Origin of the sequence: Rhodoferax ferrireducens T118 (genome assembly GCF_000013605.1) — a bacterium.
GTDB classification, from domain to species: Bacteria; Pseudomonadota; Gammaproteobacteria; order Burkholderiales; family Burkholderiaceae_C; genus Rhodoferax; species Rhodoferax ferrireducens.
The window spans coordinates 1,372,084-1,389,931 of sequence record NC_007908.1; the positions used below are offsets into that span (position 1 = coordinate 1,372,084).

Sequence of the window (17,848 nt, forward strand, 5' to 3'; positions counted from 1 at the left end):
GGAGCTTTTCAAGCCCATCGTCCAGTTGAAATTGATCAATTGGACATCGAATAGAAGCAACACATTGTGTCGAATCGGCCGATCAAGTTCTTCGTCCGGCCTTAAGCCTGTGGCACACGTCCGCCGCTGCAGCGTTCAATGCCGCTCAAATCGCGCCGTGACTGCACGTCATGCAGGCCGGCGTCCAGCAACAGGGCGCGCACCGCAGCCGCCTGGTCGTAGCCGTGTTCCAGCAGCAGCCAGCCGCCAGGATTCAAATGGGCCGGGGCCTGGGTGATGATCTGGCGGATGTCATCCAGGCCGTCGGCGCCGCTGGCCAAGGCTTGCAGCGGCTCAAAGGTGAGGGCGTCCAGGTGCTTGTCTTGCGCGGCAACGTAGGGCGGGTTGGAGACGATGGCGTCAAAACGGGCGTCCGGCTGTGCCAAGCCGGCCAACCACGCCCCCTGGCTGAACTGCACCGCCAGTCCCAGACGCTGGGCGTTGGCCCGCGCCACGGCCAGTGCGTCTGCGCTGTAGTCAACGGCGCTCACCCGCAGCTCAGGCCGCGTTGCCTTGAGCGCCAGCGCGATGGCGCCGCTGCCGGTGCCGAGGTCGAGCACGGCGGGTGCGGTCCCGGTTGGGGCTTGCAGCACGTCCAGTGCCCATTCCACCAGTGTTTCCGTGTCTGGCCGCGGCACCAGCACACGGGCGTCCACCGCCAGGTCCAGGCCAAAGAATTCCTGGTGGCCGGTGATATAGGCCAGCGGTTCACTGGCGGCGCGGCGCTGAACCCAGGCGTCCAACGTGGCTTGCGCGCTAGGCGGCAGTTCGTCCGTGTCGTGGGCCAGCAGCCAGGCCCGCTCCTGGGCCGACTTGCCGAGCGCGTGCAGCAGGAGCAACTGCGCGTCGAGCCGGTCCAGGCCGTGGGACTGGGCTTGGCGCAAGGCTTGTGAGAGGGTCGGCATGGTCACTTGCTATAAAAGAACTAGCGGCTTAGGAAGATTGGACGGGGGCTACAGGCAATTTTGCATATAAAAATGGTAAATCAAGCGCCCGCGCCCAGTTCCAGCGCCGCCAGCTGCTGCGCCGCCTCGAAAGCTTGCAGCGCCTGCACCACGTCGTCGAGGTCGCCCTCCATGATGGTCAGCAGCTTGTACAGCGTCAGGTTGATGCGGTGGTCGGTCAGGCGCCCTTGCGGAAAGTTGTAGGTGCGGATGCGGTCGCTGCGGTCGCCGCTGCCAATCAGCCCCTTGCGCTCGGCGGCGTCCTTGGCCGCGCGCTCGCTGCGGTCTTTTTCATGGATACGGGCGGTCAGTACTTTGAGCGCTTGCGCCTTGTTGCTGTGCTGGCTGCGCCCGTCCTGGCACTCGGCCACGATGCCGGTCGGCAGGTGGGTGATGCGCACGGCCGAGTCGGTCTTGTTGATGTGCTGGCCGCCCGCGCCGCTGGCGCGGTAGGTGTCGATGCGCAGGTCGGCCGGGTTGATCTGGATCGCCACCGCTTCATCGGGCTCGGCCAGTACCGCCACGGTGCAGGCGCTGGTGTGAATGCGGCCTTGCGTTTCGGTGACCGGCACGCGCTGGACCCGGTGGCCGCCGGACTCGAACTTGAGCGCGCCGTAGACATGGTCACCTTCGATTTTGATCACCACCTCCTTGTAGCCCCCGAGCTCGCTGGGGGACTCGCTGATGATCTCGGCCTTCCAGCCCCGGCGTTCGCAGTAACGCGTGTACATGCGCAGCAAATCGGCGGCAAACAGGGCCGATTCGTCACCGCCGGTGCCGGCGCGGATTTCAACGAAGGCGTTGCGTGCGTCATCCGGGTCCTTGGGCAGCAGCATGCGTTGCAGCTCGTTTTCAAGTTTCTGCAATTCGGCACTGGCGTTGTCGATTTCTTCTTGCGCCATGGCCGTCATGTCGGGGTCGTCGACCGAACCGCGCAGCAGTTCCTGGGCGCCGCTCAGGTCGGCTTCCAGTTGTTGGTAGCGCGCCCAGCGGCTCGCCACGGCGCCGACTTCGGTGTGCTCGCGCGACAGCAGCAGAAACTGCTTCATGTCTTGCATGATGTCCTCGCGCGAGAGCAGAAATTCGAGCTCACCCAGGCGGTCGGTGTAGCGTGCAAGTTGTTGGCGGAGAAAAGGTTTCATGGGGGCAATGGTGTGGTTCTTCGGCGGGCAACTTCGCCTGGCTGGGTTCGAACGGTGTGCAGAGCGTGGTGCCCAAGGGGCGACAGCGCGCCGGGCGCAAGCCCAGGATCAGCGCCGCTAACGCTCTTTGCGCAAGAAGAAGTGCTGGATGGCGGCGCTGGCCCGCTCACGCGCGGCGGTGTCGCTGGCTCGCAACTCCGTCATGGCGCCGTGCAGCATTTTTTGCGTCAAGCCCTTGGAGAGCGCTTCGAGCACGGCCTCGACATCCTCGCCTTTGGCCAGCAGCTTGCGCGCGCGTGCCAGTTCTGCCGCACGCCATTCGTCGGCCTGGGCATTGAGTTGCTGGATCAAAGGTACCGAGCCGCGCTGATCGACCCAGTGCATGAAACTCAGCACCCCGGCGTCCACAATCGCCTCGGCCTGCGCCACGGCGGCTTGACGGCTGGCCTGCGCGGTCTGCACCACGCTGGCCAGGTCGTCCACGGTGTACAGGTACACGTCTTCGAGCGCCTTGACTTCGATCTCGATGTCGCGCGGCACCGCCAGGTCAACCATGAACATGGGGCGGCGTTTGCGCCGCTTCAAAGCCCGCTCCACCGCGCCCAGGCCGATGATCGGCAGCGTGCTGGCGGTGCAGCTCACTACCGCGTCAAATTCATGCAAGCGATCGGGCAAGTCCGCCAGGCGCATGACCTCCGCTCCAAAGCGGCTGGCCAGTTTCTCGCCGTTCTCCAGCGAGCGGTTGGCAATGGCGATGGCTTTGGGGCTTTTGGCCGCAAAGTGGGTCGCGCACAGTTCAATCATCTCGCCTGCGCCGACAAACAGAATTTTCACCTGGCCCAGGTCTTCAAACAGTTGCCCGGCCAGGCGCACGGCGGCGGCGGCCATGCTGATGGAGTGGGCGCCGATCTCGGTCGAGCTGCGCACCTCTTTGGCGACGGCAAAGGAGCGCTGGAACAGTTGGCTCAGGGTGTTGCCCAGCGCACCGGCGGCTTCGGCCGCGCGCACCGCGTTTTTGATTTGACCCAGAATCTGGGTTTCGCCCAGCACCATGGAGTCGAGCCCGCTGGCGACCCGAAAGGCGTGGCGCGCGGCCAGATCGTCTTGCAGGGTGTAGGAGTGGGTGCGCAGCAGGCTTGAAGAGACGCCACCGGTCTGGGCCAGCCAGTCCAGCGTGTGCTCCAGCTCGGGCTTTTCACCGGCGCAATAAATCTCGGTCCGGTTGCAGGTGGAAATCAAGGCCGCCTCCGGCTGGCGAGACAGTGAGCCGCGCAAGGCCCGCAAGGTGGGCTCGACCTGATCGAGGGCGAACGCGAAGCGACCGCGCAGATCAAGCGGCGCGGTCGTGTGATTGATGCCCAAAGTCCAGACTGCCATACGGGGATTATAAAATCATCGCGCGTCCGCAAAGGCCCGAACTTTTTTTCATTTTCCTGGACCCGTTATTGATGGACCCGCTTGCCCTTCTGAATCACTTGTCGAATTTCATGGCCCCGGCCTTGTGGCTGGCCGTGCTGATGACACTGGCTGCGCGTTTTTTTATGAAGAAAAGACCGCAAGCCCTCTCCCTGTATGCGCAAGTAGCTATTAATTTTATAGTGTCGGCGGCCGTGCTGGCGCTTGGTTTGTGGTTATGGGGTGATGACGGCAAGATGGCCACCTACAGCGCGATGGCGTTGTTTTGCGCCAGCAGCCAGTGGCTGATGCGCCGCGCTTGGCAGCCTTAGTTGCCGTTTAAGTTGCTCAGGGCTGGCGCGCCGGGGCGAACAAGTCGACCCGGTCGGTGATCAGGCCGTCAGTCCCCAAGTCGATCAGGCGCTGCGCCTGTGAGGGGTCGTTCACGGTGTAACTCAGGGTGCGCAGTCCTGCGCTGCGGGCTTGAGCCACGGTGGAGGTGTCCCACAGCACCTGGTCGCAGACGATGGCCACGCAGTCCAGCGACAAGGCGGTCTCCAGCCAGCCGCTCCACAGCGCGTCGAGCAGCAGCGCGCGCGGCAGCTGCGGCTGGGCGTGGCGGGCCGCTGCCAGTGCGGGCGGGGCGAAAGAGCTCAGCAGCGGTGGCACGGTGGCGTGAGCCCAGAGACGGGCGGCATGGTCTGCCACGGCTGCGCCGGTCTGGTGTTCGAGTCCCGGCGTGGGCTTGATTTCGATGTTCAGAAAATAGCCGTTGGCCAGGCAAAAACGGGCAATATTCTCAAAACTGGCGAGCGGCTCGCCGGCAAAAGCACGCGAATGCCAGCTGCCTGCGTCCAGCTGAGCCAAGGTGCTCCAGGGGTGATCGCCGCCGACGGCGCCAAGTCCTGCTCCCAACTGCTCACGCGCACTGGTGGTGCGCACCAAGGTGTCGTCGTGCAGCAGGAACGGCACGCCATCGAGACTCAGCTTGACGTCGCACTCAAACATGCGGTAACCGTGGCTGGCCCCGGTACGAAACGCGGCCAGCGTGTTTTCGGGCGCCAGTTTGCCGGCGCCCCGGTGCGCGATCCAGCGCGGGTAGGGCCAGGGGGGGCGTGTGTCTTGTGTTGTCATGGCGGGCGCGTTCAGGGATGGGCGCCGGCGGACTCCCGGCGTTTGCCGGTGCTGGCGTCAAACCAGTGCAGCTTGCCGGCGCGCGGGGTGACGTGCAGGGTGCTACCCAGGGTCGGCACGGCGTGTGATTCTTCGTTGCGGATAATGACCAACTCGTCGCCGGCGCCATGCGCCCAGCGTCCATAGACCAGCCGTTCGGCGCCCAGCATTTCGACCGCTTCCACCTGCAGCGCCCAGCCGCTGGATGCGATGTCGAGATGCTCGGGACGCACGCCGGTGATGGTGTTGGCGCTGGCGCCGGGGGCGTTTTTGAGCAGGTTCATCGGCGGCGAGCCCATGAAGCCCGCGACAAAGGTGCTGGCCGGGCGGGTGTAGACCTCTTCGGGGGTGCCAAACTGTTCCATGACACCCGCGTTCATGACGATCATGCGCTGCGCCAGGGTCATGGCCTCCACCTGGTCGTGCGTCACAAACAGCGAGGTGATGCCCAGTTCGCGGTGCAGTTTCTGGATTTCAAGCCGGGTTTGGGCGCGCAGCTTGGCGTCCAGATTGGAGAGGGGTTCGTCAAACAAAAAAACCTGCGGCTGGCGCACGATGGCGCGGCCCATGGCCACCCGCTGGCGCTGGCCACCTGAGAGCTCGCGCGGCTTGCGTTGCAAAAACGGGCCGATCTCAAGGATTTTGGCGGCCTTGTCCACCCGTGTCTTGATCTCGTCGACTGGCACTTTCGCGATCTTGAGCCCGTAAGCCATGTTGTCGAACACGCTCATGTGCGGGTACAGGGCGTAGTTCTGGAACACCATGGCAATGTCACGCTCGGAGGGCTCCAATTTGTTGACGACCCGGTTGCCAATGGAAATGTCGCCGCTGGTGATTTCTTCCAGTCCCGCCACCATGCGCAACAGGGTCGATTTGCCGCAACCGGAGGGGCCGACGATGACGACGAACTCGCCGTCAAGAATCCCGGCGCTGATGCCATGGATGACCGGGGTGGCGGTTTTGCCGTGCCCATAGCGTTTGGTGACGTTTTTTAATGTGATTGAAGCCATAGTTTTAATCAGTTGTGGCGACAGAGCAAATTTGCTGCGCAAATCTTGGCCTGTCCCGCAAGCACGTTTATTTTTCTGTATCCACCAGCCCTTTGACAAACCATTTCTGCATCAGCATCACCACCAGGGCAGGTGGAATCATGGCCAGCACGGCGGTGGCCATGACGATGTTCCATTGCATCTCGGAGTCGCCACCGGAGATCATGCGTTTGATGCCGATCACCACCGGGTACATGTCCTCGCTGGTGGTGACGAGCAGCGGCCACAGGTACTGATTCCAGCCGTAAATGAACTGGATGACAAACAGCGCTGCAATGCTGGTGGCTGACAGCGGCACCAGCACGTCCTTGAAAAACCGCATCGGCCCGGCGCCGTCCATGCGCGCGGCTTCCACCAGTTCTTCCGGGACGGTCAGGAAAAACTGCCGGAACAAAAAGGTGGCGGTGGCCGAGGCGATCAGCGGAATCGTCAGGCCCGCATAGCTGTTGAGCATGCCAAGGTCCGACACCACTTTGTACGTTGGGCCAATGCGTACCTCTACCGGCAGCATCAGCGTGATGAAGATGGCCCAGAAGAAAAACATGCGGCCGGGAAAGCGAAAGTACACGATGGCAAAGGCTGACAGCAGCGAGATGGCGATCTTGCCAATGGCGATGATCAACGCGGAGATCAGGCTTACCACCATCATCTGCCCGACCGGCGCTTTGGAGCCCGAACCGCCGCCTGTGCCGTTCCACGCGGCGGTGTAGTTTTCAATCAGATGCCCGCCCGGCAGCAGCGGCATGGGGGTTTGCACAATGGCCTGCGAAGTCTGTGTAGAGGCGACAAACGTCAGGTAGAGCGGAAACGCCACTACCAGCACACCCAGAATCAGCACGGCGTGTGACAGCATGGTCAGGAAAGGGCGGCGCTCAACCATGCAGAGTGACCTTCATCAGTAATTTACTTTCTTCTCGACAAAACGGAACTGCACCACGGTCAGCGCCACCACAATCACCATCAGCACCACCGACTGCGCGGCCGAGCCGCCCATGTCCATGGCCTTGAAGCCGTCAAAGTAGACCTTGTAAACCAGAATGGCGGTGTCTTTGCCGGGGCCGCCTTGCGTGGCGGCATCGATGATGGCAAAGGTGTCGAAAAACGCATAGACCATGTTGATGACCAGCAGAAAAAACGTGGTCGGTGAGAGCAGCGGGAACACCATCGTCCAGAAGCGTCGCCAGGGGCGCGCGCCGTCAATGGCGGCCGCTTCAATCAATGATTTGGGAATGCTTTGCAAGCCCGCCAAAAAGAACAAAAAGTTGTAGGAGATCTGCTTCCACACCGACGCCATCACGACCAGCGTCATGGCGTGCGTTCCGTTGAGCAAATGATTCCAGTCGACGCCGAGCGCGCGCAGCCAGTAAGAGACCACGCCCACGCTGGGCGCAAACATGAACAGCCACAACACCCCGGCAACGGCAGGCGCCACTGCGTAGGGCCAGATCAGCAGGGTTTTATACGCCAGCGCACCTTTGACGATGCGGTCCGCAAAAACTGCCAGCAGCAAGGACACACTGATGCCCAACACGGCCACCAGGGTTGAAAAAATGGCCGTGGTATAGAACGATGCCAGGTAGGTGTCGTCGTTCCACAGGTTGCGGAAATTGTCCAGCCCGACCCAGTCGACCGAAGTGCCAAAGGCATCCGACTGCTGCACCGACTGCAGCAGGGCCTGGGCGGCTGGCCAGAAGAAAAATAGCGCAATCACGGCCACCTGGGGTGCCATCAGCACCCAGGGCAGCCATGCTGACCGGAAAAAAACGCGCTTTTCCACTTTCTAGCGCTTAGCCATTTTTGTTGGCTTTCTCAAACCGCTCCAGCAGCTCATTGCCGCGCTTGACAATGGCGTCCAAGGCCTCTTTGGCCGATTTCTTGCCGCCCCAGACCTGTTCCAGTTCTTCGTCCTCGATGGTGCGGATCTGCACATAGTTGCCCAGGCGGATGCCGCGCGACTTGTCTGTCACCTTGCGGATCATCTGATTGACCGCCACATCGGTGCCCGGATTTTCCTTGTAGAAACCGGATTTTTCAGTCAACTGAAATGCTGCGGTGGTGATGGGCAGGTAGCCGGTGCGCTTGTGGCTGGCGGACTGCACTTCGGGGCTTGAGACATAGGTAAAGAACTCGGCCACGCCCTTGTATTCATCGGCTTTCTTGCCCGCCATGACCCACAAACTGGCACCGCCAATGACGGTGTTTTGCGGTGCGCCGGGCACATCCGGGTAGTAGGGCAAGGGGGCCAGGCCATAGGCAAACTTGGCGTTTTTCTTCACATTGCCGTAAAAGCCGCTGGAGGTGGTGATCATGGCGCACTCGCCCGAGACAAAGGTGGCTTCGGGCACGTTGGCGCGGCCTTTGTAGACAAACAGGCCCTGCTTGGCCATGTTGGCCAGGTTGCCAATGTGACGCACATGCAGATCCGAGTTGACCTTCATGCGGGCATCCATGCCGGCCAGACCGTTGGCCTTGGTGGCAAATTCAACGTTGTGCCAGGCGGAAAAACTCTCCAACTGGGTCCAGCCTTGCCAGGCCACCGTCAGTGGGCACTTGTGGCCGTTGGCCTTGAGCTTGGCGGCGGCCAGCGCCACTTCGGGCCAACTGCTGGGGGCTTTTTCAGGATCCAGCCCGGCGGCTTTGAAGGCATCCTTGTTGTAATAGAAGACCGTGGTGGAGCTGTTGAAGGGAAAGCTCAGCATCTCGCCGCTGGGTGCGGTGTAGTAACCGGCCACGGCCGAGATATAGGCTTTGGGGTCAAACTTCTGCCCCGCATCCTTCATGATCTTGCCGACTGGCACGATGGCGTTCTTGCTCGCCATCATGGTGGCGGTGCCCACTTCAAACACCTGCAAAATGTGCGGCGCATTGCCGGCGCGGAACGCTGCCACGGCCGATGTCATGGATTCGTCGTAAGTGCCTTTGTAGGTGGGCACAATTTTGTAGTTGCTCTGGCTGGCGTTAAAACCTTTGGCCAGGTCGTTGACCCATTCGCCGTTCACCGCAGTCATCGAGTGCCACCACTGGACCTCGGTCACAGCCTGGGCCGAAAGGGCACACGACGCTGCCAGAGCGACAGCAGCAAGTTTCAATTTCATGCGATCTCCTAGAGTTAGGGGCCTGAGCATAGTCAAGAAATATGACCAATTTGCGGCAGAAAGATGTCAATCTGCCAAAAGCTTGATTAAACCCATGTTTTTGACGCGTGGTCATCAGGGTTTCCATCAACCCAGTAGGGCAATGCTGCGCTGCGGTAACATCGTCAACCCAGCCCGGACACGATCTAATTAGCGCCGCCATGCTCCGTAACGGCTGCAATCACACAACCCGATGAACGCTCCCACTCAGCTTAAGTCCTTGTTGCCCGCTGGCGCCGTCGCGCCACATGGGCATGAACGCATTCGCGAAATTCCGTACAACTACACCTCGTTTTCTGATCGCGAAATCGTTATTCGCCTCTTGGGGGCGTCGGCCTGGGACTGGCTCAACCGCCTGCGCGACGAGCGCCGCACCGGCCGTTCAGCCCGCATGTTGTACGAGGTTCTGGGTGATATCTGGGTGGTGCAGCGCAACCCCTATTTGCAGGACGACCTGCTGGACAACCCGAAACGCCGGGTGCTGCTGGTCAACGCCCTGCACCATCGCCTTGATGAGGTGCAAAAGCGCCGCACGCCTGAGGCCGACCCCGAGCGCGATGGCCTGGTGGGCGAGCTGCTCAAGGCGGCGGGGCAGGCCGTGCAGTTGTTTGACGCGTCTTTTGTCGAAGCTGCCGCCTTGCGCCGCAAAACCCAGCGCGTGCTGCTGAAGTTGACCGCCAAAGACAACATCAAGTTTGATGGCCTCTCGCGTGTGAGCCACGTGACCGACGCCACCGATTGGCGCGTCGAATACCCGTTTGTGGTCCTGACGCCCGATACCGAGGCCGAGATGGCGGGCCTGGTCAAAGGCTGCATCGAACTGGGCTTGACCATCATCCCGCGGGGCGGCGGCACCGGTTACACCGGCGGCGCGATTCCCCTGACCTGGAAGAGCGTGGTGATCAACACCGAAAAGCTCGAAGCCATGACCGAAGTCGAGATGGTCCAGCTCCCCGGTCTGGACCAGCCCGTGGCCACGGTGTGGACCGAAGCTGGTGTCGTGACCCAGCGCGTGTCGCAAGCGGCGGAGCGGGGCGGCTACGTGTTTGCGGTCGATCCGACCTCGGCCGAAGCCTCCTGCATTGGCGGCAACATCGCCATGAACGCGGGCGGCAAAAAGGCCGTCTTGTGGGGCACGTCGCTGGACAACCTGGCGAGCTGGCGCATGGTGACGCCGCAGGCCGAGTGGCTGGAGGTGACGCGTATTGGCCACAACCTGGGCAAGATTCACGATGTGGCGGTGGCCAGCTTTGAGCTGCAGTACTTCAAGGCGGACGGCAAGACGCCGATCCGCACCGAGCGGCTCGACATTCCCGGCAGGACCTTCCGCAAGGAAGGCCTGGGCAAGGATGTGACCGACAAGTTTCTGAGCGGCCTGCCGGGCATTCAAAAAGAAGGCTGCGATGGCCTGATCACCAGTGCGCGCTGGGTCGTGCACCGTATGCCGACACACACCCGCACCGTGTGCCTGGAGTTTTTTGGCAATGCCAAGGATGCCGTGCCCAGCATTGTCGAGATCAAGGATTTCATGTTTGCCGAGCAGAAACGCTCGGGCGTGGTGCTGGCTGGGCTGGAGCATCTGGATGACCGCTATTTGAAAGCGGTGGGCTATGCCACCAAGAGCAAGCGCGGCGCCGCTCTGAGTGGTGGCGGCGTACCCAAAATGGTGTTGTTTGGGGACATCGCCGGTGATGACGCCGATGCCGTGGCGCGGGTGACCAGCGAGGTGGTGCGCATTGCCAATTCACGTCATGGGGAAGGCTTTATTGCCATCAGCCCGGAAGCACGCAAAAAGTTCTGGCTCGATCGCAAGCGCACCGCCGCCATCAGCCGGCACACCAACGCGTTCAAGATCAACGAAGACGTGGTGATTCCGTTGCCGCGCATGGCCGAGTACACCGACGGCATTGAGCGCATCAATATCGAGCTCAGCCTGGCCAACAAGCTGGCGCTGTGTGACGCGCTGCAAGACTTTTTTGAGCAGGGTCATTTACCCTTGGGCAAGCAGGACGACGCCAACGAGATTGCGTCGGCCGAGTTGCTGGAAGACCGCGTGGCACAGGCGCTGAGCCTGATTGCCGAGGTGCGCACGCTGTGGCGCGGCTGGTTGGATGACGTGCAGGCCTTGTTCCCCCCCTTGCAGGATCACAGCCTGCGCGCCAGCTGGAAGACGCAGATTCGCGCGCCCCTGCAGCAGATCTTTTCCGGTGCGGCGTTCGAGCCGATCCTTCGCGAGTGCGTGGCGATTCACCAGCGCGTGCTCAAAGGCCGGGTCTGGATCGCGCTGCACATGCACGCCGGCGACGGCAATGTGCACACCAATATCCCGGTCAACAGCGATGACTACGAGATGCTGCAGGCCGCGCACGGTGCGGTCAAACGCATCATGGCCTTGGCGCGCTCGCTCGACGGCGTGATCTCGGGCGAGCACGGCATTGGCATCACCAAGCTCGAATTCTTGAGCGACGAAGAGTTGCAGCCGTTCACCGACTACAAGGCCCGCGTCGACCCCGAAGGGCGCTTCAACAAAGGTAAGTTGCTGCGAAATAATGAGCATACTAATGAGATAAGACGGGGGCTAGAGCCTGACTTGATGCATGCCGACTTGAGTAATGCCTACACCCCCAGCTTTGGCCTGATGGGGCACGAGTCGCTCATCATGCAGCAGTCAGACATTGGCGCCATCGCCGACAGCGTGAAAGACTGCCTGCGCTGCGGCAAGTGCAAGCCGGTGTGTTCCACCCATGTGCCGCGCGCCAATTTGCTCTACAGCCCGCGCGACAAGATTTTGGCGACCTCGCTGCTGGTGGAAGCGTTTTTGTACGAAGAGCAGACGCGCCGCGGCATCTCGATCCGCCATTGGCAGGAGTTTGAAGATGTGGCTGACCATTGCACGGTGTGCCACAAATGCCTGTCGCCGTGCCCGGTGAACATCGACTTTGGCGACGTCACCATGAACATGCGCAACCTGTTGCGCAAGATGGGCAAGAAGACCTTCCGCCCGGCCGGTGCCGCCGCCATGTTCATGCTCAATGCCACCAACCCCGAGACCATCAAGTTGGCGCGTGCGGTCATGACCAAGGTGGCCATCAAGGGGCAGCGCCTGGCGGCTGACCTGTTGCGCGGCCTGGCGCGCCCGCAGACCAAGGCGCCACCGGCCACGCTGGGGGCCGCGCCGCTGAAAGAGCAAATCATTCACTTCGTCAACAAGAAGCTGCCCGGCGGTTTGCCCAAAAAGACGGCACGGGCCTTGCTCGATATTGAAGACAAGGACTACGTTCCCATCATCCGCAACCCGCAGTCCACCACGGCCGAGACCGAGGCGGTGTTTTATTTTCCCGGTTGCGGCTCGGAGCGCCTGTTCAGCCAGGTCGGGCTGGCGACGCAGGCCATGCTGTGGCATGCCGGTGTCCAGACCGTGCTGCCACCGGGCTACCTGTGCTGCGGTTACCCGCAGCGTGGCGGCGGCGAGTTTGACAAGGCGGAGAAAATCATCACCGACAACCGGGTGCTGTTTCACCGGGTCGCCAACACCCTGAATTACCTCGACATCAAAACCGTGGTGGTGAGCTGTGGCACCTGTTATGACCAGTTGCAGGACTACGAGTTCGACAAGATTTTCCCCGGCAGCCGCATCATCGACATCCATGAATACCTGCTGGAAAAAGGCATCACGCTGGCCAATGCGGGCTCCTTCCTGTTTCATGACCCCTGCCACAGCCCGATGAAGCTGCAGGAACCTCTTAAAACCGTCAAGGCTTTGTTGGGTAACAACGTGATCCAGTCCGAGCGCTGCTGTGGCGAGTCGGGTACGCTGGCCCTGAACCGGCCCGACGTGTCCACGCAAGTGCGCTTTCGCAAGGAAGAAGAGATTCTCAAAGGTGAAGCCCAGCTGCGCGCCAAGGGTTCCCTGGCGCCGGACGCCAACATCAAGATGCTGACCTCGTGTCCGGCCTGCCTGCAGGGTTTGAGCCGATTCGGTGAGGACTTGAAAGGCGGCCTGCTGGAGGCGGACTACATCGTGGTCGAGATGGCGAACCAGATTCTGGGCGAGCAGTGGATGCCGGACTACGTCAGCAGAGCCAATGACGGCGGTATTGAACGGGTGCTGGTCTGAGGCATGAGCGACTCAACTTGTCCCCTGTGCGCCGCCACGGGTGGTGCACTGGTGTTTCAGGGCGAAAAATTCCGGGTCATCCGGGCGATGGAGGCCGGTTTCCCGGCCTTTTACCGGGTCGTCTGGACGGCGCATGTGGCCGAGTTTTCGGACCTTGACCCGAGCGATCGCGCCTTGTGCATGGCGGCTGTGTGTGCCGTAGAGCAGGCCTTGCGGGAGCATCTGCAGCCGACCAAGATCAACCTGGCGGCCCTGGGCAATGTGGTGGCGCACCTGCACTGGCATGTGATTGCCCGCTTTGACTGGGACAGTCATTTTCCGGCGCCGGTGTGGAGCGCCCCTCAGCGCCCGGTTGATTTGGCGGCTGTGGCGGCCCTTGCGGCCCGCCTGGAAGACGTGGATGGCACTATTGAACGGGCACTGTCCGAGATGCGCGCCGCTTGGTGAGTTTTGTGATTTTGTAGCTGGTAATTCTGAAAAGGTGGTTCATATGGCAGGTTTGCAAGCAGGCGCGCCGACGCCCCAGGCGATCACGGTGCACAGCCAGTCCAGGGTGCTGGAGGTGACATTTTCCGATGGCGCCACCTTTCGTATTCCCTTTGAGTTGATGCGCGTGTACTCGCCTTCGGCCGAAGTCGCGGGCCACGGGCCGGGGCAAGAGGTATTGCAGACCGGCAAGCGCCAGGTCGAACTGGCCGGGCTGGAGCCGGTCGGCAACTACGCCATCCAGCCCGCGTTCTCGGATGGTCACGATAGCGGCATTTTTTCCTGGGACTATCTCTATTTTCTGGGTTCCCAGCAGGACAAGCTGTGGGCTGACTACACCGCCCGTCTCGCCGCCGCCGGCGTGGAGCGGGATGCGCCCATGCCCGAGAAAGCCGGGAAAGCCTGCGGCAGCCATTGAACAAACAATTAACATTGCACCCATGACGACAACACATTTTGGTTACAAGACGGTTCCAGAAACCGAAAAAGCGAAGCACGTGCGGGGCGTGTTCGATTCCGTGGCGCCCAAATACGACCTGATGAACGACCTGATGTCGATGGGTTTGCATCGCGCCTGGAAGGCCTTCACGGTGATGGTGGCCAATGTTCGTGAGGGCTATCAGGTGCTCGACATTGCCGGCGGCACCGGTGACCTGGCGCTGGCTTTTTCCAAAAAAGTGGGCCGGAGCGGGCAGGTGGTGCACACCGACATCAACGAGGCGATGTTGCGCACCGGGCGCAATCGCTTGCTGGACGCCGGGGTTTCCCTGCCGACCGTGGTGTGTGACGCCGAAAAACTGCCGTTCCCGAGCAACCACTTTGATGTGGTCAGCGTCGCCTTTGGCCTGCGCAACATGACGCACAAGGACCTGGCGCTGGCCGAGATGAACCGGGTGCTCAAAACCGGGGGCAAATTGCTGGTGCTGGAGTTTTCCAAGGTGGCACCGCCTCTGGAGAAAGTCTATGACTGGTATTCATTCAAGGTGTTGCCCAAGCTGGGGCAACTGGTAGCCGGTGACGATGCCAGCTACCGCTACCTGGCCGAGTCGATTCGCATGCATCCGGGGCAAGAGGAGCTCAAAGCCCTGATGAAAAATAATGGCTTTGGTCATGTGGATTACCACAACCTGACCGGGGGGCTGGTAGCCTTGCACGTTGGCATCAAATGTTGATGTAAAGAATTTTTTGGAGACCTTATGAAATTGTGGACTTGGGTTTTGGCGGCATTGATGCTTTTGGCAGGTTTTAACGCCGAGGCAGCGCGCCTTGGCGGCGGCCGTTCTTTTGGCAAACAGTCGAGCAACGTGACGCAGCGTCAGGCCGCGCCCATGCCTCCGGCTGCGGCACCCGCCGCAGCACCGGCGGGCGTTGCGCCCAAGCGGCCTTGGGGTGCCATGCTGGGCGGTTTGGCCGCCGGTCTGGGCCTGGCCTGGTTGGCCAATTCCCTGGGCATGGGCGGGGCCTTTGGCCAGATCTTGATGTTTGCCTTGCTGGCGATGGTGATCATGATGGCGGTGGCCTGGTTCAAGCGGTCTCGCTCAGGCGCGCAATCGCAGGACACGGCCAAGTCGCCGTTTGCTTTTCAAGGCGCAGCACCCGCAACCGCAGCGCAGTTGCCTGCCAGCTACCGGCCGGAAAACGTGGGGAACGACGCCTCCGCCCGTCCCTGGGAGCGCAACAGCACGGCGTTTGAGGCCCTGAAAACAACGCCTGCCGTGGCCGGCTCGATGATTGGCTCTGGCCTGGCGGGTTCGCAAAGTTGGGGTGTTCCTGACGGCTTTGACGCGGAGGGTTTCCTCACGTCGGCGAAAGCGAATTTTGTGTCGCTGCAGGCGGCTTGGGACAAGTCAGACATCAACGCCTTGCGCGTCATGATGACCGATACGATGCTCAAGGAGATTCAAGCGCAACTCGCTGAGCGGGAAGCCCACACCGGTGGCCCGGTCAATCTCACGGATGTTGTCATGATCGAAGCGCAGCTTCTGGGCATTGAAGATACCGGTGACGACTACATGGCCAGTGTCGAGTTTTCCGGCATGATCCGTGAAGAACCGTCGGCCGGTGCCAGCCCGTTCCGCGAAGTGTGGAACATGACCAAGACCAAGAGCGGCAAGAGCGGTTGGCTGGTGGCAGGGGTGCAGGCACTGCAATAGCTGTCAAGCCGGACAGGGATCCGGGGCCGCAATCACAGTCGGTCGCGAATAACGGTCTGATTTCAGGGAATAATCGGGGGCTATGGCAACACAGTCCCCTTTTTCATGGCTGGAGGGTCTCCTCCAAAATCTTCCACCCCTGCCCAATTTGCAGCCGCCGGAATGGGCGGTTGATGAGGCGCAGCGTCGCATCGTCTTGCTGCTCAATCACATTCTGATGCAGGAAGTTGAGGCGACCAGCCGCCTGGCCAGGCAAAAAGGGCGTGTCGTCCTGATGCAGTGGCGCTCATTTTCTGTCAGGTTGGTTGCTACGCCGGCGGGTTTGCTGGATCGGGCCACGGCGCAAGACAAGCCCGACCTGGTGTTGGCGGTTTCTGAAGAGTCGCCGTTGACACTCGCTCAAAACGTGCTGCGAGGCGACAAACCGGCGGTGCGTATTGAGGGCGATGTGCAACTTGCCGCCGATGTGAATTGGCTGGTCGACCATGTGCGCTGGGACATTGAAGAAGATCTGGCGCGTGTGATCGGCGACGCGCCCGCGCATACCTTGAGTCAAGCTGCCCGCAACATGGCGGCCGCCCTGCGTCAGTTTCTGGGCAATGCCGCGGCGGCCGACTCGACCAAGGCGCCCACATGACGCGTCTGTTTCGTGGCGTCTTCATCGTCTGGATGATGTTGCGCTATGGTCTCGATGAGCTGTTTCTGACCAGCTTTCGCAAGCCCTGGCTGCATGCCTTGGCCCGCATCGTGTCGATCGGGCGAAATCTCGACGCACCCCGGGGGCAACGGATTCGCGAGGCGCTGGAGAGCCTGGGCCCGATTTTTGTGAAGTTTGGGCAGGTGCTGTCGACGCGGCGCGACTTGTTGCCGCTCGATATTGCCGATGAGCTGGCCCGCTTGCAGGATCGGGTGCCACCGTTTGACAGCGATGTGGCCATTGCCTCCATTGAGCGGGCGTTCAATAAAAAAGTCGGCGACATTTTTGTCTCGTTTGAGCGGGTGCCGGTTGCCAGTGCCTCGATTGCCCAGGTCCATTTTGCTGTGCTCAAGGACCGGGACGGTCGCGAACGCGAGGTGGCGGTCAAGGTGTTGCGCCCCGGCATGATGCTGGCGATTGAAAAAGACCTGAGCCTGATGCGCATGATGGCGGGCTGGGTCGACAGCCTCTCCAACGGTGGCAAGCGTCTCAAGCCGCGCGAAGTGGTGGCTGAGTTTGACAAGTACCTGCATGACGAACTTGATCTGATCCGCGAGGCGTCCAGTGCCGCGCAGTTGCGCCGCAATATGTCAGGGCTCAATCTGGTACTGATTCCCGAGATGTTCTGGGACTATTGCACGACCGATGTCATTGTGATGGAGCGTATGCATGGGGTGCCGGTCAGCCAGGTGGATCGCCTGAAGGCCGCGGGGGTTGATATCCCGAAGCTGGCGCGTGACGGGGTGACGATTTTCTTCACGCAGGTGTTTCGTGACGGCTTTTTTCATGCCGACATGCACCCCGGCAACATCCAGGTCAGTATTGATCCGGCCACCTTTGGCCGCTATATCTCGCTCGATTTCGGCATTGTGGGCACTTTGACGGCGTCTGATAAAGAGTACCTGGCGCAAAATTTCACCGCCTTTTTCCGGCGCGACTACAAGCGGGTCGCCGAGTTGCACATCGAGTCCGGCTGGGTGCCGCCTGCAACCCGGGTCGATGAGCTGGAGTCGGCCATCCGCTCGGTGTGCGAGCCGTACTTTGATCGGCCGTTGAAGGATTTCTCGCTGGGCATTGTGTTGATGCGCCTGTTCCAGACCTCGCGGCGTTTTCATGTCGAAATCCAGCCGCAGCTGGTGTTGCTGCAAAAGACGCTGCTCAACATCGAAGGCCTGGGTCGCCAACTGGACCCTGATCTGGATCTCTGGAGCACGGCCAAACCGTTTCTTGAGAAATGGATGATTGACCAACTGGGGCCGAAAATGCTCATGGACCAGTTGCGCAACGAAGCCCCGCTCTATGCCAAGCTGATCCCTGAACTCCCGCGCCTGCTGGTCGATTTTCTGAAACATGGAAAGTCGGGCCAGAATGGCGGACTCGAAGCCTTGCTGGTGGAGCAAAAACGCACCAACCGTTTGTTGCAGGCGCTCCTTTATGGGGTTCTGGGATTTGTGCTCGGCTTGCTGGTCATGCAGGTGATTGTGCGGGTACGGGTTTTTTAGTCAGCCCGCTTGGTTGC

The 17,848-nt window shown here is 61.2% G+C and carries 16 protein-coding genes; 8 read left to right on the top strand and 8 right to left on the bottom strand.

Features of this window, described 5'->3' with window-relative positions:
* Positions 1–101: 101 nt before the first annotated feature.
* The 3 genes from prmC to hemA form a co-directional block, all read right to left on the bottom strand.
* Positions 102–944: a peptide chain release factor N(5)-glutamine methyltransferase gene (gene prmC / locus RFER_RS06420; protein WP_011463581.1), complete on the bottom strand. Its 843-nt coding sequence runs from the start codon at positions 942–944 to the stop codon at positions 102–104.
* Between the two features lie 80 nt (positions 945–1,024).
* Positions 1,025–2,125: a peptide chain release factor 1 gene (gene prfA, locus RFER_RS06425; RefSeq protein ID WP_011463582.1), complete on the bottom strand. Its 1,101-nt coding sequence runs from the start codon at positions 2,123–2,125 to the stop codon at positions 1,025–1,027.
* 117 nt (positions 2,126–2,242) lie between these two features.
* Positions 2,243–3,502 (bottom strand): glutamyl-tRNA reductase, encoded by a 1,260-nt coding sequence (gene hemA, locus RFER_RS06430; protein ID WP_011463583.1) that lies wholly within the window; start codon positions 3,500–3,502, stop codon positions 2,243–2,245.
* A gap of 71 nt (positions 3,503–3,573) precedes the next feature.
* Here hemA and RFER_RS06435 point away from each other — a divergent pair, with 71 nt between their 5' ends.
* A complete protein-coding gene (locus RFER_RS06435; protein WP_011463584.1) occupies positions 3,574–3,852 on the top strand; it encodes a hypothetical protein in 279 nt (92 codons plus the stop codon).
* A 16-nt stretch (positions 3,853–3,868) separates the two neighbouring features.
* Here RFER_RS06435 and ugpQ read toward each other — a convergent pair whose 3' ends face one another.
* The 5 genes from ugpQ to ugpB all read right to left on the bottom strand — a co-directional run bounded on the left by ugpQ (position 3,869) and on the right by ugpB (position 8,837).
* Positions 3,869–4,654, bottom strand: coding sequence for a glycerophosphodiester phosphodiesterase (gene ugpQ / locus RFER_RS06440; protein ID WP_011463585.1), 786 nt, complete (start codon positions 4,652–4,654; stop codon positions 3,869–3,871).
* An 11-nt stretch (positions 4,655–4,665) separates the two neighbouring features.
* A complete protein-coding gene (locus tag RFER_RS06445) occupies positions 4,666–5,703 on the bottom strand; it encodes a sn-glycerol-3-phosphate import ATP-binding protein UgpC (RefSeq protein ID WP_011463586.1) in 1,038 nt (345 codons plus the stop codon).
* Positions 5,704–5,770: 67 nt separating this feature from the next.
* Positions 5,771–6,622, bottom strand: coding sequence for a sn-glycerol-3-phosphate ABC transporter permease UgpE (ugpE, locus tag RFER_RS06450; protein WP_011463587.1), 852 nt, complete (start codon positions 6,620–6,622; stop codon positions 5,771–5,773).
* A 15-nt stretch (positions 6,623–6,637) separates the two neighbouring features.
* Positions 6,638–7,519 carry a sn-glycerol-3-phosphate ABC transporter permease UgpA gene (gene ugpA / locus RFER_RS06455; RefSeq protein ID WP_011463588.1) on the bottom strand — a complete coding sequence of 294 codons (882 nt, stop codon included), beginning with the start codon at positions 7,517–7,519 and terminating at the stop codon, positions 6,638–6,640.
* A gap of 10 nt (positions 7,520–7,529) precedes the next feature.
* Positions 7,530–8,837 carry a sn-glycerol-3-phosphate ABC transporter substrate-binding protein UgpB gene (gene ugpB, locus RFER_RS06460; RefSeq protein WP_011463589.1) on the bottom strand — a complete coding sequence of 436 codons (1,308 nt, stop codon included), beginning with the start codon at positions 8,835–8,837 and terminating at the stop codon, positions 7,530–7,532.
* A 232-nt stretch (positions 8,838–9,069) separates the two neighbouring features.
* On the opposite strand from ugpB, the gene RFER_RS06465 reads away from it, so the two are divergent.
* From RFER_RS06465 to ubiB, 7 genes are all read left to right on the top strand, one after another.
* Positions 9,070–12,993, top strand: a complete 3,924-nt coding sequence (locus tag RFER_RS06465) for a DUF3683 domain-containing protein (RefSeq protein ID WP_011463590.1) — start codon at positions 9,070–9,072, stop codon at positions 12,991–12,993.
* Positions 12,994–12,996: 3 nt separating this feature from the next.
* On the top strand, positions 12,997–13,440 hold the full coding sequence (locus RFER_RS06470) for an HIT family protein (protein ID WP_011463591.1): 444 nt from the start codon (positions 12,997–12,999) through the stop codon (positions 13,438–13,440).
* Positions 13,441–13,483: 43 nt separating this feature from the next.
* A complete protein-coding gene (locus RFER_RS06475) occupies positions 13,484–13,897 on the top strand; it encodes a gamma-butyrobetaine hydroxylase-like domain-containing protein (RefSeq protein WP_011463592.1) in 414 nt (137 codons plus the stop codon).
* A 22-nt stretch (positions 13,898–13,919) separates the two neighbouring features.
* Positions 13,920–14,651 carry a bifunctional demethylmenaquinone methyltransferase/2-methoxy-6-polyprenyl-1,4-benzoquinol methylase UbiE gene (ubiE, locus tag RFER_RS06480; protein WP_011463593.1) on the top strand — a complete coding sequence of 244 codons (732 nt, stop codon included), beginning with the start codon at positions 13,920–13,922 and terminating at the stop codon, positions 14,649–14,651.
* 24 nt (positions 14,652–14,675) lie between these two features.
* Positions 14,676–15,632, top strand: coding sequence for a Tim44 domain-containing protein (locus tag RFER_RS06485; RefSeq protein WP_011463594.1), 957 nt, complete (start codon positions 14,676–14,678; stop codon positions 15,630–15,632).
* Between the two features lie 82 nt (positions 15,633–15,714).
* Positions 15,715–16,269: a hypothetical protein gene (locus RFER_RS06490; protein ID WP_011463595.1), complete on the top strand. Its 555-nt coding sequence runs from the start codon at positions 15,715–15,717 to the stop codon at positions 16,267–16,269.
* Positions 16,266–17,831 carry a ubiquinone biosynthesis regulatory protein kinase UbiB gene (ubiB, locus tag RFER_RS06495; RefSeq protein ID WP_011463596.1) on the top strand — a complete coding sequence of 522 codons (1,566 nt, stop codon included), beginning with the start codon at positions 16,266–16,268 and terminating at the stop codon, positions 17,829–17,831. Before RFER_RS06490 ends, ubiB begins: the two co-directional genes overlap by 4 nt.
* Positions 17,832–17,848 lie beyond the last annotated feature (17 nt).

Bases quoted from the DNA above. Each gene is read 5' to 3' on its own strand.
- prmC (WP_011463581.1), bottom strand. From the start codon at position 944: ATGCCGACCCTCTCACAAGCCTTGCGCCAAGCCCAGTCCCACGGCCTG.
- prfA (WP_011463582.1), bottom strand. From the start codon at position 2,125: ATGAAACCTTTTCTCCGCCAACAACTTGCACGCTACACCGACCGCCTG.
- hemA (WP_011463583.1), bottom strand. From the start codon at position 3,502: ATGGCAGTCTGGACTTTGGGCATCAATCACACGACCGCGCCGCTTGAT.
- RFER_RS06435 (WP_011463584.1), top strand. From the start codon at position 3,574: ATGGACCCGCTTGCCCTTCTGAATCACTTGTCGAATTTCATGGCCCCG.
- ugpQ (WP_011463585.1), bottom strand. From the start codon at position 4,654: ATGACAACACAAGACACACGCCCCCCCTGGCCCTACCCGCGCTGGATC.
- RFER_RS06445 (WP_011463586.1), bottom strand. From the start codon at position 5,703: ATGGCTTCAATCACATTAAAAAACGTCACCAAACGCTATGGGCACGGC.
- ugpE (WP_011463587.1), bottom strand. From the start codon at position 6,622: ATGGTTGAGCGCCGCCCTTTCCTGACCATGCTGTCACACGCCGTGCTG.
- ugpB (WP_011463589.1), bottom strand. From the start codon at position 8,837: ATGAAATTGAAACTTGCTGCTGTCGCTCTGGCAGCGTCGTGTGCCCTT.
- RFER_RS06465 (WP_011463590.1), top strand. From the start codon at position 9,070: ATGAACGCTCCCACTCAGCTTAAGTCCTTGTTGCCCGCTGGCGCCGTC.
- RFER_RS06470 (WP_011463591.1), top strand. From the start codon at position 12,997: ATGAGCGACTCAACTTGTCCCCTGTGCGCCGCCACGGGTGGTGCACTG.
- RFER_RS06475 (WP_011463592.1), top strand. From the start codon at position 13,484: ATGGCAGGTTTGCAAGCAGGCGCGCCGACGCCCCAGGCGATCACGGTG.
- ubiE (WP_011463593.1), top strand. From the start codon at position 13,920: ATGACGACAACACATTTTGGTTACAAGACGGTTCCAGAAACCGAAAAA.
- RFER_RS06485 (WP_011463594.1), top strand. From the start codon at position 14,676: ATGAAATTGTGGACTTGGGTTTTGGCGGCATTGATGCTTTTGGCAGGT.
- RFER_RS06490 (WP_011463595.1), top strand. From the start codon at position 15,715: ATGGCAACACAGTCCCCTTTTTCATGGCTGGAGGGTCTCCTCCAAAAT.
- ubiB (WP_011463596.1), top strand. From the start codon at position 16,266: ATGACGCGTCTGTTTCGTGGCGTCTTCATCGTCTGGATGATGTTGCGC.